The following is a 15,121-nucleotide window of genomic DNA, read 5'->3' on the forward strand; positions in this document are numbered from 1 at the left end:
ACCGGCCTTCTTGCCTGCCTTGTTCGCAAAGCGCGCATCAACGTTCACCGATGCCTTACCGGCCGAGATTGGTTTGGGCATTCAAACTGCCGGAGGCGTCGCCTCTGTTCACCTCTAGATTCAGGAACTCTCCTCTCCATGGGTAAATCGCTGGTCATCGTGGAATCACCGGCCAAGGCCAAGACAATCAACAAGTATCTGGGCAACCAATACGTGGTGAAGTCGAGTATCGGCCACATCCGCGACCTTCCTACCAGCGGCTCTGCCAACAAGGAGCCGGTCAAGCGCGGCAAGGCGGCTGCGGCCGAAGCGCCTGCGCTGTCGCCCAAGGAGAAGGCCAAGCGTCAGCTGATCGCGCGCATGGGCGTCGATCCGGAACATGGCTGGAAGGCCAAGTACGAGATCCTGCCCGGCAAGGAAAAGGTCATCGAAGAACTGCGTCGCCTGGCCAAGGAAGCCGACACCATCTATCTCGCGACCGACTTGGATAGAGAGGGGGAGGCCATCGCCTGGCACCTGCGCGAGTCGATTGGCGGCGATGACAGCCGCTACAAGCGCGTGGTGTTCAACGAGATCACCAAGAAGGCGATTCAGGAGGCGTTCTCCAAGCCTGGCGAGCTTGATCTGAACCGGGTCAACGCGCAGCAGGCGCGTCGTTTCCTCGATCGTGTAGTCGGCTACATGGTGTCGCCGCTGCTGTGGGCAAAGATCGCCCGCGGCCTGTCTGCCGGTCGCGTGCAGTCGGTGGCGGTGAAGCTGGTGGTCGAGCGCGAACGCGAGATTCGGGCCTTCGTCCCGGAAGAATATTGGGAAGTGCACGCGGATCTGGCGACTGCTCAGCAGGCCAAGGTGCGCTTCGAGGTCGCCCGCGAAAAGGGTGAGGCGTTCAAGCCGCTGAACGAGGCGCAGGCCAATGCCGCGCTCGAAAAGCTCAACGGCGCCCAGTACAGCGTCAGCAAGCGCGAAGACAAACCGACCAGCAGCAAGCCCTCGGCGCCCTTCATCACTTCGACCCTGCAGCAGGCGGCGAGCAATCGCCTCGGCTTCGGTGTGAAGAAGACCATGATGATGGCTCAGCGTTTGTACGAAGCCGGTTACATCACCTACATGCGTACCGACTCGACCAACCTTTCCGCTGACGCCATCGGCATGGTGCGCGGCTTCATCGAGAGCGAGTTCGGCGACAAGTACCTGCCGGAAAAGCCCAACGTCTATTCGAGCAAGGAAGGCGCACAGGAAGCGCACGAGGCAATCCGTCCGTCCGACGTCAACCTGCGGCCGACCCAGCTGTCCGGCATGGAGCGCGATGCCGAGCGCCTGTACGAGCTGATCTGGCGTCAGTTCGTTGCCTGCCAGATGCCGCCGGCGCAGTACCTGTCCACCAGCGTTACGGTGGCCGCCGGTGATTTCGAGCTGCGCGCCAAGGGTCGCATCCTCAAGTTCGACGGCTACACCAAGGTCATGCCGCAGCAGAGCAAGGCCGGCGAGGATGACGTGCTGCCGGAAATGAACAAGGGCGACGACATGAAGCTGCTCAAGCTCGACCCGAGCCAGCACTTCACCAAGCCGCCGGCGCGTTATTCCGAAGCCAGTCTGGTCAAGGAAATGGAGAAGCGCGGTATCGGCCGGCCATCGACCTATGCGGCGATCATCTCGACCATTCAGGACCGCGGCTACGTCTCGCTGCACAATCGCCGTTTCTATTCGGAGAAGATGGGCGACATCGTCACTGAGCGTCTGTCCGAGAGCTTCAACAACCTCATGGACTACGGTTTCACCGCCGGCATGGAAGAGCACCTGGACGACGTCGCCCAGGGCGAGCGCGACTGGAAGCACGTGCTGGACGAGTTCTATGGTGACTTCCGCAAGAAGCTCGAAGTTGCCGAAGCCAGCGAGAACGGCATGCGCGCCAACCAGCCGACCCTGACCGACATCCCGTGCAAGGTCTGCGGCCGGCCGATGATGATCCGTACCGCCTCGACCGGCGTGTTCCTTGGCTGCTCCGGCTACAGCCTGCCGCCGAAGGAGCGCTGCAAGTCCACCGTCAACCTGGTTCCGGGCGACGAGATTGCTGCCGATGACGAGGGTGAGTCCGAATCCCGCGTGCTGCTGGGCAAGCACCGCTGCCCGATTTGCAGCACTGCGATGGATGCCTATCTGCTCGACGAGACGCAGAAGCTGCATATCTGCGGCAATAACCCCGACTGCTCCGGATACGAGATCGAGAAGGGCCAGTACCGCATCAAGGGCTATGAAGGTCCGAGCCTGGAATGCGACAAGTGCGGCAGCGAAATGCAGCTCAAGACCGGCCGCTTCGGCAAGTTCTTCGGTTGCACCAACGCCGAATGCAAGAACACCCGCAAGCTGCTGAAGAATGGCGAAGCCGCGCCACCGAAGATGGATGCGGTGAAGATGCCGGAACTCAAGTGCGAGAAGGTGGATGACACCTACGTGCTGCGAGACGGTGCGTCCGGTCTGTTCCTGGCGGCCAGTCAGTTCCCGAAGAATCGCGAAACCCGTGCGCCGCTGGTGCGTGAGCTGATCCCGCACAAGGACGAGATCGATCCCAAGTATCACTTCCTGCTCGAAGCGCCGCAGAAAGATCCGGAAGGCCGCTTCGCGGTCATCCGTTTCAGTCGCAAGACCAAGGAGCAGTACGTGCAGACCGAAGTGGACGGCAAGCCGACCGGCTGGAAGGCGTTCTACGACGGCGGCAAGTGGAAGGTCGAAGACAAACGCTGATTTCGTTGCGGTCGACTGCTCAGCAGATCGGCCGGACCGAGCGCATTCCTCAGATCGGCTGACGGTTCGTCAGCCGATCTGGTGCGGCAACCTGTGAAGGTCCATTCTCTGTTCATCTGCTTTCGGAGAGCACGCCATGGCTCACGAGCTCTACACGCGCACCAACCAGAAGATCTTCTTCGCCGGCCTGTCATTGGAAAGCTGGCGCAAGGCCGAAGAGTCTGCCTCGATGAATTCACAAGGCATGGTCCAGGCCGAGCGCGAGGCCTGCCTGTTCCACCTTTACGGCGCCTTGCTTGGGCTATGCCATGAAATCGCCGGTTACTACCGATCGCCCGGTGCAGATGCACCGGTAGTCGAGGCTTTTCTGACCCGTAGCGTGCTCGAGGCGGCACCGAGCCCCGAACTCGCCGAACTGCTGGAGTTGTCGGAGCAGCCAGGCACCTGGCTCGGGCAGTTGCTTACTGCCTACCGAGAGTTGTTCCAGCCCCCGCGTGCCCCGGCGAAGGCCAAGACCGATCCGCGCCAGCCGCTGATCGAGGCAGTCAGTGTCGAGGATGAAGCGCCGCCGCTGTCGCGCGTCGAGCTGGAAGCCTGGCGTCAGAACCTCAAAGGCCTGGCGTTACGTTTTCGCGAGTCGCTCACCGAGTGGTGACAGCGGGTGCCGCGGTATCAGCCGCGGTGCCTGATGCCCAGGACCATGGCGATGCCGCCGAGAATCGCCGCGCCTGAGATGATCAGCGTTGGCGTCAACGCTTCACCTAGCAGCGCAGCCCCGGCTATGGCGGTGAGTAGCGGAACGCTGAGCTGCACGCTCGCTGCCTGTACTGCCGCAAGACCGGGCAGTGCTGCGTACCAGATGGCGTAGCCGACGCCAGAGGCCAGTGCCCCGGAAAGCAACGCATAGACAACCCCGGGTGCGTCCCATTGCTGCTGGCCAAGCATCACCAGGCAAAGCACGGCGGCGAATGGCACGGCCTTGATGAAATTGCCCGCAGTTGCTGCCAGGGGATTGCTCGCGCCCCGTCCGCGCAACGAATAGATGCCCCAGGCGACACCGGACAGCAGCATGAGCAGTGCGCCCTCCAATGCCGGTGCACGGCTTCCCGGCAGCAGCAGAATCAGCAGTCCACTCAACGCCAGCAGCAAACCGGCCATCTGGCCGGCGCTGAAGCGCTCGCCGCTCAGCAATCCCCAGACAAGCATGCTCAGCTGCACCGCGCCAAACAGCAGCAGGGCGCCAGCTCCCGCGTCCAGGTTGATATAGGCAAAGGAAAAGCTGGCAGCGTAGACAAACAGCGCCAGGGCGCTTAGCCAGTCACCGCCCGCTGAGCGCCGATCCCGACTTAGGCGCAACAGCAGCCACAGCATGAGCGCCCCGGCGAGGATACGCAGTCCTGTGAAGCTGGCCGGGTCGATAGTGGTATCGCGCAGGGCGATACGGCACAGAATCGAATTGCCGGCGAACGCCAGCATTGCCAGAGCGGTTAGCAGCAAGGTGCGGGGGCGCATGCGCAATCCTTATCGCGGCATGTATCCGCGTTTTTTTCAGCGCATGCTACGTGCCGATTCCTGTGGGCGCATCGTTTTCTTGCTTCCCCATCGTCCGGAATCCTCCGGCAGCCATGCTGCAGATCCTGCCAGGGCAGGCAAAGGCTGTCCTGAGGTCGGTCGGCTGGTACAATGGCCGCCTTTCACGCGGAGCTGATCAATGCCTACATCTTTTCTGGAAATCGTCGAGCTACCTGACGGGCGTATCGTGCTCCGTCGTGCCGAGGACGAAGAGGTGTTGGTCACGCTGGATTTTTCCGATGACGCCAAACTTTTCCTGCAGGGCCAGCACGTCGAGATCGCCAAGGCGATGTTCAATGTAGGCGTTCAGATGGCCGGGCGCATGTCGGAAGGGGATTTCGAGCGTGACGATGACGAACCGCGCGTTCTGCACTGACCGCGCCGTTACCCGAAAGCAGTAATCTCAGGATTCTAGCAGCACGTCCCTGTGCTCTATCGCTCAACAACCCAGACGAATATTCAGGCTCTGAGCTTCGCCAAGACTGGCGGCCGCACGGAGTTTGTCGCGCGTTGCGCCCTCAAGCTGGCCAAACCAGCTGACTACGGTATGGCTGCAGCCTGAGGCCAGCGCTTTGCAGGCGAGTTCCAGCGCGCCCGCGGCGTCGCGCGGCTGCAGCAGGATGATGCGTTCGCGATTCAGACCGCACTTGCGCAGCCAGTTCTGCGAGAGGAAGGCTGGCGGGGCAATCAGTGTCAGCCAGCGGCTGTCAGCGGCGTCGCCGAGTTCACGCAGGACTGGAGCGAGCAACAGATGGCAGTGCTCGCTGCTGCCGCTCAGGCTCAATTCGCTCAGATACTCCTTGTCCTGCTCGGATTTCTTGCGTGGTTTCAGGCTGCCAAACGGTGCCAGGCTTTGCGCAATGACGCCGTCGAACAACGAAAGTTGGGGCCGGGAAGTGCTGGTCTGGTACTGCATGAACCTTCTCCTTAGCGGCGGATGACGCCGACACTCAAGCCTTCTATCACCAGTTCCTGTTGCTCGAGGTCGACCTCGATGGGCGCGAACTCGGGGTTTTCAGCCAACAGCCAAACCTTCTTGCCGTCACGCTTGAAACGTTTCACCGTGACTTCGTCACCCACGCGAGCAACCACGATCTGGCCGTTGCGCGCCTCGCGCGTCGTGTGCACGGCCAGCAGGTCGCCATCGAAAATGCCAACGTCCTTCATGCTCATGCCGTGGACACGGAGCAGATAATCGGCGCGCGGATGGAAAAAAGCGGGGCTGATCTGGCAGGATTCTTCGACATGTTGCTGCGCCAGAATCGGCGCGCCGGCGGCAACGCGGCCGATGATCGGCAAGCCATTGTCGGACGCGGCAGGTTCGAAGTCCGGAATACGTATCCCGCGGGACGCGCCGGGCGTCATCTCGATGGCGCCTTTGCGGGCAAGTGCCTTCAGATGTTCTTCGGCAGCGTTGGGCGATTTGAAGCCGAGCTCCTGAGCGATCTCCGCACGGGTGGGCGGATAACCGTTGTCTTCCAGGCAACGCTTGATGAACGCGAGGATTTCCGTCTGGCGAGGCGTCAGCTTGATCATGTCGGTCTCTGTTCTTTTATACAGTGACTGGGATTATATACAGTGATCCGGCCTTGGCAACGAATGATTCTTGGAATGGCCGCTGCTGCGTTTAGCCGGTCACAGATCGCGTCTGCGACAATGACGCTAGTGCGGCAAGGCGTTTCGTGGTTGACTTGCCGGTCGGTGAAACGTAAGTTTCAAACAGTTGTTTGTCTTTCGGAGGGGGCATGGCGCAGTCGGAAACAGTTGAGCGCATTCTTGATGCAGCGGAACAGCTGTTCGCGGAAAAAGGCTTCGCCGAAACCTCGCTTCGTCTGATCACCAGCAAGGCTGGGGTCAATCTGGCAGCGGTGAACTACCACTTCGGCTCGAAGAAAGCGCTGATCCAGGCGGTGTTTTCGCGGTTTCTCGGACCGTTCTGCGCAAGTCTCGAGCGCGAGCTGGATCGCCGCGAGGCGCTGACCGACAAGAAGGATTCGCTGGAAGAGCTGCTGGAAATCCTTGTCGAGCAGGCCCTGGCGGTCAAGCCGCGCAGTGGCGACGATCTGTCGATCTTCATGCGCTTGTTGGGGCTCTCCTTCAGCCAGAGCCAGGGTCACCTGCGGCGTTATCTGGAGGACATGTACGGCAAGGTATTTCGTCGTTACATGCTCAAGGTGCACGACGCCGCGCCGGCCATACCGCCCATCGAGTTGTTCTGGCGCGTGCACTTCATGCTCGGCGCGGCGGCGTTCAGCATGTCGGGCATCAAGGCCTTGCGCGCTATCTCCGAGAACGATTTCGGTGTCCGGACTTCGATCGAGCAGGTCATGCGCATGATGGTGCCGTTTCTGGCGGCTGGCATGCGTGCCGACAGTGGGATCGACGACACCACGCTTGCTGCGGCACAGCCGATCGCACGGCGTAACGCGGTGGCAATTCCGGCGAAGGGTTGAGCTGCAAGCCGGCCGGGCGATCGGCTAAGCTAGCCGCCATGACATCTCTCGATTTTCTGCATATTTCTATCGCCGATCAGCAGCTTTACGGTTTCGCTGGTGGACGGCTTCGTCTGCGTTTCCCGGTGTCCACGGCGCGTAACGGTGCTGGCGAGCTGAACGGGTCCGGCTGTACGCCGCGTGGGTTGCATCAGGTACGCGCATGCATTGGCGACGGCCTGCCCGTGGGGGCGGTTCTACGAGGGCGGCGCTGGACCGGTGAAACCTGGACGCCAGAGCTGCACGCGGCTTTTCCCGGGCGCGACTGGATTCTGACCCGCATCCTCTGGCTTAGTGGTTGCGAGCCGGGCGTCAATCGGATGGGGCAGGTCGATACCTTTCGCCGCTACATCTACATTCACGGCACTCCGGATTCCGAGCCGATGGGTGTGCCGCTTTCTCATGGCTGCGTTCGCATGCGTAACGCCGATCTATTCCAGCTTTTTCCATTGGTGCCGCCTCATTGTCCGGTGCGCATCGACGAGGCGCCCTGTCCGAACTGGGCCGCCGCTGAACTCGAATAAGGATTTCTTCTGTATATGCACGGTTCATTGATGCTGGACCTCGCCGGTACCTGGCTTACGGCCGAGGATCGGCACCTCTTGCGCCAACCGGAAGTCGGTGGGCTCATTCTGTTTGCCCGCAACATCGAGCACCCGCGCCAGGTCGATGAGCTGTGCCGCTCAATTCGTGCTGTGCGGCCGGACCTGCTGTTGGCCGTGGATCAGGAAGGTGGTCGTGTTCAGCGGCTGCGCCAGGGATTCATCAAACTGCCGGCGATGCGAGAGCTATCGCGCTGCTCCGATGCGCCACGGCTGGCTGAGGCCTGCGGTTGGGTAATGGCAACCGAGGTGCTCGCGGTTGGACTGGACTTCAGCTTCGCGCCGGTGCTGGATCTCGACCATCAGCGCAGCGCAGTGGTTGGCACTCGTGCGTTCGAGGGGGATCCACAGGCGGCGGTTGTGCTGATCGACGCCTTCGTTCGGGGCATGCATGCAGCCGGCATGGCGGCGACCGGCAAACACTTCCCAGGCCATGGCTGGGCCGAAGCGGACTCTCATGTCGCCATTCCTGTCGATGAGCGAAGCCTCGACGAACTGCGTGGCTGTGATCTGATTCCCTTCCAGGCGCTGAGCGGAACGCTCGATGCGATCATGCCGGCACATGTGATCTATCCTCAGGTCGACGACCAGCCCGCCGGTTTTTCGCGCCGCTGGCTGCAGGACATTCTGCGCGGCGAGCTCGGCTTCAAGGGGGTGATCTTCAGTGACGACCTTTCGATGGCTGGCGCTCACGTTGTCGGCGATGCAGCTGACCGGATCCAGGCTGCCATGATGGCGGGCTGTGACATGGGGCTGGTATGTAACGATCGTGCTGCTGCAGAACTGGCACTGGCAGCGTTGCAGCGCATGCAGGTCACGCCGTCGCCTGTGCTGGCGCGCATGCGCAGGCGCACGGGATATGCTGCGGAGTACAAGCAAAGCCCTCGCTGGCTGGACGCCATCGGCGTGCTGAAGGCCGCCGACCTGATCGGCTGACCTCTCTTCTTTCAAGGAATACCCATGACTGTCTACGCGATCATCGGCGGCACCGGCCTGACTCAGCTGACCGGCTTCAAGTTGCACCGTGCTCAGCTCATCGATACGCCTTACGGGCGTCCTTCCGGTGAAGTCCTGCGGGGCGAATATGGCGATCGTGAAGTGCTATTTCTTGCCAGGCATGGTCATCCGCACCGGATTCCACCGCATCAGGTGAACTATCGCGCCAACCTCTGGGCTTTGAAGCAAGCGGGCGCCGAAGCCATTCTTGCGGTGAATGCCGTCGGCGGCATCCATTCGGCGATGGGCTCCGGGCATTTCTGCGTGCCCCATCAGATCATCGATTACACCTATGGTCGTGAGCACACGTTCTTCGAAGGTGACATCGACCATGTGACCCATATCGACTTCAGCTATCCATACGACGAGGCGTTGCGCGCACGCCTGATCGGCGCTCTGACCGCAGAGGGTTACGCGTTCAGTAGTCATGGGGTGTACGGCTGCACGCAGGGGCCGCGGCTGGAGACGGCCGCCGAGATCGCGCGCATGGAGCGGGATGGCTGCGACATCGTCGGTATGACCGGTATGCCAGAGGCAGCGTTGGCTCGAGAACTGGACCTGGCATACGCCTGTCTGTCTCTGGTGGTCAACCCGGCGGCCGGCAAGGCGAGTGGCGTGATCACCATGGCGGAAATCGAGGCAGCGCTTTCCGCGGGGATAGGCAAGGCGCGCCAGGTGCTCGCCAGAGTGCTCGCGGAGTGATGAGTCGCTTCGCTGTGTTATCGAGGCGGTACACATTCTTGAAGCGTGCTTGTCATATTGCGGCCTGAGACTGGTATTTTTGCGGCGGCACCCCATTGCGGCAAGCATGCTGCTTGCTACACTTGGGCGTCCTTTGGAGTACCGGAATGTTTTGCCAGGCACACACAATAAGAATTCTTAAAATAATCGTGATGCTGAGCTTGCTTAGTGGCATGGCCGGATGCTCGACCTGGTTTTCGGGCGATTTCAAAGACCCTACGGTCAACCTCACCAAAGTCGATATCGTCAAGGCAAGGCTGCTGGAACAGCAGTTCATGCTGCGCTTTCGCATCGACAACCCCAATGATCACAGCCTGCCGGTGCGCGGGCTGATCTATACCGTTCATCTAAACGATGTTGAGTTGGCCAGTGGCGAGTCCAGTGGCTGGCTGACCGTTCCTGCCAACAGTTTCGAGTATTACGAAGTGCCCGTTCACACCAACCTGTGGCGGCACATGAAGTACATCGTACGGCTGCTGGAAAAGCCGGACCGTCCAATCAGCTATCGGCTGAAAGGCGAGCTGAAGACCGGTCTGATGGCAGGGCGACGCGTGCACATTTCCACGGATGGCGAGATAATCCCGGGCAACTTTATTCCGGAGTAGTACCCAGATGAGTCAAGAGCCGCATGTGCATGGTCCCGACTGCAACCACGATCACGACCATGACCATCACCATGTCCACGGGCCGCATTGCAATCACAGCCACGAGCCCGTGCGCAATCCGCTGAAGGACGTCGGTCGCAACGACCCGTGTCCCTGCGGCAGCCAGAAAAAGTACAAGAAATGTCACGGCGCCTGAGCACCCCATGACTTCGGCCCTCGGTCTGTTCGTCGTAGCCGCGTTGCTGGTCGTTGCGCTGGGCGGCTATGCGCTCTATCTCTGGCGGCGCGTCTGGCGTAACGAGCGGCTGCAGGTCGCGGCACGAGCGCAGCAACAGTCCGCGCTGGCGGACGATCTGCGGATTCTCGCCAGTTGTCTGCTGGATGGGCAGTTGCCGCTCATCGAGGGCGCCATCCGCATCAAGGTGCTGCTCGATAACTATGACGTGGCGTTGGGTCAGCATCCTCGTTGCCAGGTCTTTCAGCAGCTCTTCGAGGCGACCGAGCAGGTGCCTACCCATGCTGCCTGGAAGGCCTTGGACAAGCATGAACGGCGGCGCCACGAAGCGCAGTTCAGCGCACTGGAGTTGCAACACAAGGCTGAAGCACGGCGGTCGGCGCGTTGGCTGCTCGACGAAGCTCTGCCAAAATCGCGCAACGCGGCCTGATCGACCGATCTTCTTCGCTACCCGCCCTCTAAGCTGTTAGCACTCTTCCTCTTTGCAAGCCCGCACAGGAGTCTTCGATGTCTCTGCGTCTGCCGTTCGCCCTGGTTCGCCTGACGCTGGGGGCCGCGCTCGGCCTGGCCGGCCTCGGCGGTTGTCAGGCTTATCTCGATAACCGCTACAGCGCCAGTCTGCCGCCGGCACAGGGCATTCAACCGCTGACCGGGCTGGCGGGCAGTGCGAGCATCCGGCGCAATTCGCTGGGCATGCCGCTGATCGAAACCTCCTCGTTTCACGATGCGCTGTTCGCCATGGGCTACGTGCACGCGACCGACCGTCTGAGCCAGATGGTCAGCCTGCGGTTGATGGCGCAGGGTCGCCTGGCGGAAATGGTCGGCCCCGGCGTGCTGGAAACCGACCGTTTCATGCGTGCAGTCAACCTGCGCCAGAGCGCCGAGCTGCTGTACCGCGAATCCTCGCCGCGGATGAAGAAGTTCTTCGAAGTGTACGCCCGTGGCGTGAACGCCTACCTGTATCGCCATCAGGACAAGCTGCCGATGGACCTCGCCGAGTCCGGCTACAAGCCTGAGTACTGGAAGCCCGAGGATTCGGTACTGGTGTTCTGCCTGCTCAACTTCGGCCTGTCGCAGAACCTGCAGGAAGAGGTGGCCGCCTTGCTGCTGGCGCAGAAGGTGGGTAGCGACAAACTGGCCTGGCTGCTGCCGATCTATCCGGACGAGGCGCTGCCGTTTGCCGAAGCTGACAAGCTCAAGGGGCTCGCGCTGAGCGGATCCGTGCCAGGGCTGGCGGCGATCGAGCAGGCAGCCCAACACTTGGCGGCGCTAACTCCGACCGGCATGGCGGCCTCCAACAACTGGGCTATTGCCGGCAGCAACACGCGCAGCGGCAAGCCGATCCTGGCCAACGACACGCACCTGCCGCTGTCGATGCCCTCGTACTGGAATTTCATGCAGATCCGCGCACCGAAGTTCCAGGCGGCCGGTGTCACTATCGCCGGCGTGCCTGCCGTGGTGGCCGGCTTCAACGGCAAGCTTGGCTGGGGCATGACCATGGTCATGGGCGACAGTCAGGATCTGTATCTCGAGCAGGTTCGCCGTGAAGGCTCGCGGTTGATGTATCTGGCCGATGGCAAGTGGCTGCCGGCCCGCGAGCGCCACGAAACCTACTTCGTCAAAGGCGAGCGACCGATTCGCGAGACCATTTACGAAACCCGTAATGGGCCTCTGTTGAACACGGCGCTCGGCGAGCGCAAGCACCCCTTGCAACCGCTACAGCTCCGCAGCGGCTACGGCCTTGCGCTGAAAATCGCGCAGCTGGATGCCGATCGCACCCTGGATGCCTTCTTCGACCTGTCTCGCGCGCAATCGGTGGATCAGGCCTTCGAAGCGTCCCGCGAGATTCGCGCAGCCGCACTCAATCTGGTCTTCGCCGATCAGCAGGGGATCGGCTGGCAGGTTACCGGGCGTTTTCCCAATCGCCGCGAGGGACTGGGACTGGTGCCTTCGCCGGGTTGGGATGGCCGCTATGAATGGGACGGCTACGCCGATCCGATGCTGCATCCCTACGACCAGGATCCGTTCCAGGGTTGGCTCGGCACTGCCAATCATCGCAGCGTGCCGCGTGGCTACGGGATGCAGCTGTCCAGTTCTTGGTACGGCCCTGAGCGCTATGAGCGGCTGGCTGAGCTGGCCGGGCGCGGCAAGCACGACACCCGCAGCACCATCGCCATGCAGTACGACCAGGTCACGCCGTTCGCCGCCAAGCTCAGGGCGATGTTCGAGGCGCCAGGCATGGCCGCACCGTTGCGCCAGGCGATCGATGCGCTGCCGGCCGCCGAACGCAGCAAGGCGCGTGAAGCGCTGGATCGACTGCTGGCCTTCGATGGCAAGCTGGCTGCGGATTCGGCCAACGCCGCGCTGTATGGTGCCTTCCTGCACGAAAGCGCGCGGCAGATCTTCCTCGACGAGCTGGGGCCAGAGGATTCTCCGGCCTGGCGTGCGCTGGTGCAGACGGCCAACACGTCCTATTCGGCGCAGGCCGATCATCTGCTCGGCCGTGAAGACAGCCCGTTCTGGAACGACCAGCAGACTGCGCAAACCGAAGATAAGCCAGCGATTCTGGCACGCAGTCTTGCTGGTGCCGTGAGTCTGCTGGAAGGCCGCCTGGGCAACGATCGCAGTGCGTGGCAGTGGGGCAAGCTGCACACCGCCAGCTGGACCTCCGGCGCAACGCAGCTGGCGCCGCATATGCCGGCCAGCCAGCGGAGCAAGATCAACGCCATCGGTAGCTACCTCGACCGTGGCCCCTATGCCATGGGTGGCGATCACAGCACGTTGAATGCCTCGGCCTACAACATGGGGGCGAACTTCGATACCTGGCTGATCCCGGCGATGCGCATCATCGTCGATTTCGGCCGCGACGAGCCGATGATCGGTCTCAACAGCTCGGGCCAGTCGGGCAACCCGGCCAGCCCGCACTATGCCGACGGTATCGATGCATGGATGAGGGCGCAGTACATGAGCTTCCCGTTCAAGACGCAGAATCTCGACAAGGTCTACGGCACGCAGCGCCTGTTGCTGACGCCTGCCGGCAAGTGAGGAGAGCGCCGCGCCGGCATCAGGCCGGCTGCGGCGCCGCGGGTGCTACTTCGAGAACACGGATCACGCCTGGCGTCGGGTAGTGCCAGCGCACGTCCACATCCCAGAGCTGCGCGCCGTACCGCCGTTCTGGTTCGGGTTTCTGATAGGCCGGGCGCGGGTCCTGCGCCAGGCACTGTTCGATAAGCTCCACCAGCGGTTCGTCGAGGCGTAGTGCTTCGCGGCGAGCTTGCACCAATCCGACGTCCGACCACTGCACCTCGATCAGCGCAGGTGCGTCGGCGGCCATGTCGTTGCGTGCGTCAGGTAGCGCATCGGCGTAGGGCACGTAGGGTTTGATGTCCAGCACCGGGGTGCCGTCCAGCAGGTCGATGCCGGAAATGAACAGTCGTCCCGGCTCGACCTTATCCAGCCTGACCACCGACTGACCGATGCCATTGGGTCTGTGCGTTGCTCGCGTGGCGAACACGCCAGCCATGCGATTGCCGCCCAGACGTGGCGGGCGGACCTTGAGGCGGGGCTTGCTTTCCAGCGCCTGGTGGAAGAGAAACAGCAGCCACACGTGGCTGACCTGCTCAAGGCCGGCCACCGCATCACCGTTGTCGAACGGCGGCACCAGCTCCAGTACGCCACGCGCGGCCGGCGCCAGGCTGGGCTGGCGGGGGATGGCGAACTTCTCCTTGAAGCAGGAGCGGACGTAGCCGATCGGCGAGACGCTGTGTTGCATGGGGCAGCCTGGATAGGGGCGGGCGGCTGCGCATCTTACCCGCTATGCGCCGAGTTGCGCGACGTCGGGCCGCCCCAGCCCAGGCGGCCCGGTGGCCAGTGATTACAGACCGAGCAGGTTGGCGACGTAATCGGCGTCCTTGTCGCCGCGGCCGGAAAGGTTGACCAGGATGTGGCTGTCCTTGCCCAGCGTCGGTGCGGTGCGGATCGCCCAGGCCACGGCATGCGCGCTTTCCAGGGCAGGGATGATGCCTTCGACGCGCGACAGGGTCATGAAGGCATCCAGGCATTCCTGGTCGGTCGCGGTCTGGTAGTTCACCCGGCCGATGTCCTTGAGATAACTGTGCTGTGGGCCAACACCGGGGTAGTCCAGGCCGGAAGCGATGGAGTGCACCGCAGACGGGTTGCCATCGGCATCCTCCAGCACGTAACAGGCCATGCCATGCAGTTCGCCTGGCTTGCCCTTCGTCAGCGTGGCCGAGTGGCGGCCTGGCTTGTCCAGACTTTCGCCGGCCGGCTCGATACCGACCAGCTCGACCGCGGCATCTTCGAGAAATGCGGTGAACATGCCCATGGCATTCGAGCCGCCACCGACGCAGGCAACCACGTGATCGGGCAGGCGGCCATGTTTGGCGAGGAATTGCGCACGGGCCTCGGTGCCGATGATCGACTGGAAATCGCGGACCATCTTCGGAAACGGATGCGGGCCGACCACCGAGCCGATGGCGTAGATGTAGTTGTGCGGGTCCTTCAGGTATTCCTCGAAGGCGCTGTCCACCGCTTCCTTGAGCGTCGCCGCGCCGCGGGTGACCGCCACCAGCTTGCAGCCGAGGATCTTCATCTTGGTGACGTTGGGGTGTTCCTTCTCGATATCCACCTGGCCCATATGGATCTCGCAGGGAATACCCACCAGTGCGCAGGCGGTGGCCAGCGCGACCCCATGCTGGCCGGCACCGGTTTCCGCGATGACTTTCTTCTTGCCCATGAACTTGGCCAGCAGGGCCTCGCCGAGGCAATGATTGATCTTGTGCGCGCCGGTGTGGTTCAGGTCTTCACGCTTCAGATAGATCTGCGCACCGCCGAGCTGCTCGGATAGACGCCGAGCGTGAAAGATCGGACTTGGCCGACCCACATAGTCGGCGAACAGCGACGCCAGTTCCTGCTGGAAATCCTCGCGCTGGCGGATCTCTTCGTAGGCCAGGTTGATGTCGTCCATCGCCTGCTTGAGGTGTGGCGGCACCAGCTGGCCACCGTAGGGGCCGAAGTAACCGTTGGCATCGGGCATGGCGGTGAAACGCGGATCGGACGACATGAGTTGATCTCTGTTGGGTGGGTGAGGTGGCGCAGATCATATGCCAGCACAAT

General features: G+C 62.3%; 16 protein-coding genes. 11 read left to right on the forward strand and 5 right to left on the reverse strand.

Annotation, left to right across the window (positions count from 1 at the left end):
* Positions 1-138: 138 nt before the first annotated feature.
* On the forward strand, positions 139-2,742 hold the full coding sequence (topA, locus tag EA798_RS18535; protein ID WP_122099901.1) for a type I DNA topoisomerase: 2,604 nt from the start codon (positions 139-141) through the stop codon (positions 2,740-2,742).
* 136 nt (positions 2,743-2,878) lie between these two features.
* Positions 2,879-3,397: a DUF6586 family protein gene (locus tag EA798_RS18540; protein WP_122099902.1), complete on the forward strand. Its 519-nt coding sequence runs from the start codon at positions 2,879-2,881 to the stop codon at positions 3,395-3,397.
* 17 nt (positions 3,398-3,414) lie between these two features.
* Here EA798_RS18540 and EA798_RS18545 read toward each other — a convergent pair whose 3' ends face one another.
* The gene (locus EA798_RS18545; protein ID WP_122099903.1) at positions 3,415-4,254 is read right to left on the reverse strand and encodes a DMT family transporter; all 840 of its coding nucleotides are present in this window, start codon (positions 4,252-4,254) and stop codon (positions 3,415-3,417) included.
* 199 nt (positions 4,255-4,453) lie between these two features.
* On the opposite strand from EA798_RS18545, the gene EA798_RS18550 reads away from it, so the two are divergent.
* Positions 4,454-4,690, forward strand: coding sequence for a hypothetical protein (locus EA798_RS18550; RefSeq protein WP_003302508.1), 237 nt, complete (start codon positions 4,454-4,456; stop codon positions 4,688-4,690).
* A 63-nt stretch (positions 4,691-4,753) separates the two neighbouring features.
* Here EA798_RS18550 and sulA read toward each other — a convergent pair whose 3' ends face one another.
* A complete protein-coding gene (gene sulA, locus EA798_RS18555) occupies positions 4,754-5,230 on the reverse strand; it encodes an SOS-induced cell division inhibitor SulA (protein WP_106155228.1) in 477 nt (158 codons plus the stop codon).
* A gap of 11 nt (positions 5,231-5,241) precedes the next feature.
* The gene (gene lexA / locus EA798_RS18560) at positions 5,242-5,850 is read right to left on the reverse strand and encodes a transcriptional repressor LexA (protein WP_106155227.1); all 609 of its coding nucleotides are present in this window, start codon (positions 5,848-5,850) and stop codon (positions 5,242-5,244) included.
* A gap of 209 nt (positions 5,851-6,059) precedes the next feature.
* Between lexA and EA798_RS18565 the strand changes: the two genes are divergently transcribed.
* The 8 genes from EA798_RS18565 (at position 6,060) to EA798_RS18600 (ending at position 13,030) form a co-directional block, all read left to right on the forward strand.
* Positions 6,060-6,767 (forward strand): TetR/AcrR family transcriptional regulator, encoded by a 708-nt coding sequence (locus EA798_RS18565; protein ID WP_106155226.1) that lies wholly within the window; start codon positions 6,060-6,062, stop codon positions 6,765-6,767.
* 38 nt (positions 6,768-6,805) lie between these two features.
* Positions 6,806-7,330, forward strand: coding sequence for a L,D-transpeptidase (locus EA798_RS18570; protein ID WP_106155225.1), 525 nt, complete (start codon positions 6,806-6,808; stop codon positions 7,328-7,330).
* A gap of 15 nt (positions 7,331-7,345) precedes the next feature.
* Positions 7,346-8,344: a beta-N-acetylhexosaminidase gene (gene nagZ / locus EA798_RS18575; RefSeq protein WP_122099904.1), complete on the forward strand. Its 999-nt coding sequence runs from the start codon at positions 7,346-7,348 to the stop codon at positions 8,342-8,344.
* A 24-nt stretch (positions 8,345-8,368) separates the two neighbouring features.
* On the forward strand, positions 8,369-9,106 hold the full coding sequence (locus EA798_RS18580) for an S-methyl-5'-thioinosine phosphorylase (RefSeq protein ID WP_122099905.1): 738 nt from the start codon (positions 8,369-8,371) through the stop codon (positions 9,104-9,106).
* Positions 9,107-9,252: 146 nt separating this feature from the next.
* Complete coding sequence (locus EA798_RS18585; RefSeq protein ID WP_167462994.1) at positions 9,253-9,750, forward strand: LEA/WHy family protein; 498 nt, start codon at positions 9,253-9,255, stop codon at positions 9,748-9,750.
* A 7-nt stretch (positions 9,751-9,757) separates the two neighbouring features.
* Positions 9,758-9,946, forward strand: coding sequence for an SEC-C metal-binding domain-containing protein (locus EA798_RS18590; RefSeq protein WP_015277412.1), 189 nt, complete (start codon positions 9,758-9,760; stop codon positions 9,944-9,946).
* A 7-nt stretch (positions 9,947-9,953) separates the two neighbouring features.
* Positions 9,954-10,415: a DUF2489 domain-containing protein gene (locus EA798_RS18595; protein WP_122099907.1), complete on the forward strand. Its 462-nt coding sequence runs from the start codon at positions 9,954-9,956 to the stop codon at positions 10,413-10,415.
* A 77-nt stretch (positions 10,416-10,492) separates the two neighbouring features.
* Positions 10,493-13,030 (forward strand): penicillin acylase family protein, encoded by a 2,538-nt coding sequence (locus tag EA798_RS18600; RefSeq protein WP_122099908.1) that lies wholly within the window; start codon positions 10,493-10,495, stop codon positions 13,028-13,030.
* A gap of 19 nt (positions 13,031-13,049) precedes the next feature.
* Here EA798_RS18600 and tsaA read toward each other — a convergent pair whose 3' ends face one another.
* On the reverse strand, positions 13,050-13,757 hold the full coding sequence (gene tsaA, locus EA798_RS18605; RefSeq protein ID WP_122099909.1) for a tRNA (N6-threonylcarbamoyladenosine(37)-N6)-methyltransferase TrmO: 708 nt from the start codon (positions 13,755-13,757) through the stop codon (positions 13,050-13,052).
* A 102-nt stretch (positions 13,758-13,859) separates the two neighbouring features.
* Entirely contained in the window at positions 13,860-15,068 is a 1,209-nt protein-coding gene (gene trpB / locus EA798_RS18610) for a tryptophan synthase subunit beta (RefSeq protein ID WP_122099910.1), read from the reverse strand.
* Positions 15,069-15,121 lie beyond the last annotated feature (53 nt).

The sequence above is a fragment of the Pseudomonas songnenensis genome (genome assembly GCF_003696315.1).
Taxonomy (GTDB): Bacteria; Pseudomonadota; Gammaproteobacteria; order Pseudomonadales; family Pseudomonadaceae; genus Stutzerimonas; species Stutzerimonas songnenensis.

Excerpts from the sequence above, each read along its gene's own strand:
- EA798_RS18600 (WP_122099908.1), top strand. The coding sequence starts at position 10,493 with ATGTCTCTGCGTCTGCCGTTCGCCCTGGTTCGCCTGACGCTGGGGGCC.
- nagZ (WP_122099904.1), top strand. The coding sequence starts at position 7,346 with ATGCACGGTTCATTGATGCTGGACCTCGCCGGTACCTGGCTTACGGCC.
- tsaA (WP_122099909.1), bottom strand. The coding sequence starts at position 13,757 with ATGCAACACAGCGTCTCGCCGATCGGCTACGTCCGCTCCTGCTTCAAG.
- EA798_RS18595 (WP_122099907.1), top strand. The coding sequence starts at position 9,954 with ATGACTTCGGCCCTCGGTCTGTTCGTCGTAGCCGCGTTGCTGGTCGTT.
- lexA (WP_106155227.1), bottom strand. The coding sequence starts at position 5,850 with ATGATCAAGCTGACGCCTCGCCAGACGGAAATCCTCGCGTTCATCAAG.
- EA798_RS18565 (WP_106155226.1), top strand. The coding sequence starts at position 6,060 with ATGGCGCAGTCGGAAACAGTTGAGCGCATTCTTGATGCAGCGGAACAG.
- EA798_RS18590 (WP_015277412.1), top strand. The coding sequence starts at position 9,758 with ATGAGTCAAGAGCCGCATGTGCATGGTCCCGACTGCAACCACGATCAC.
- EA798_RS18545 (WP_122099903.1), bottom strand. The coding sequence starts at position 4,254 with ATGCGCCCCCGCACCTTGCTGCTAACCGCTCTGGCAATGCTGGCGTTC.
- trpB (WP_122099910.1), bottom strand. The coding sequence starts at position 15,068 with ATGTCGTCCGATCCGCGTTTCACCGCCATGCCCGATGCCAACGGTTAC.
- EA798_RS18580 (WP_122099905.1), top strand. The coding sequence starts at position 8,369 with ATGACTGTCTACGCGATCATCGGCGGCACCGGCCTGACTCAGCTGACC.
- EA798_RS18550 (WP_003302508.1), top strand. The coding sequence starts at position 4,454 with ATGCCTACATCTTTTCTGGAAATCGTCGAGCTACCTGACGGGCGTATC.
- sulA (WP_106155228.1), bottom strand. The coding sequence starts at position 5,230 with ATGCAGTACCAGACCAGCACTTCCCGGCCCCAACTTTCGTTGTTCGAC.
- topA (WP_122099901.1), top strand. The coding sequence starts at position 139 with ATGGGTAAATCGCTGGTCATCGTGGAATCACCGGCCAAGGCCAAGACA.
- EA798_RS18540 (WP_122099902.1), top strand. The coding sequence starts at position 2,879 with ATGGCTCACGAGCTCTACACGCGCACCAACCAGAAGATCTTCTTCGCC.
- EA798_RS18570 (WP_106155225.1), top strand. The coding sequence starts at position 6,806 with ATGACATCTCTCGATTTTCTGCATATTTCTATCGCCGATCAGCAGCTT.
- EA798_RS18585 (WP_167462994.1), top strand. The coding sequence starts at position 9,253 with ATGTTTTGCCAGGCACACACAATAAGAATTCTTAAAATAATCGTGATG.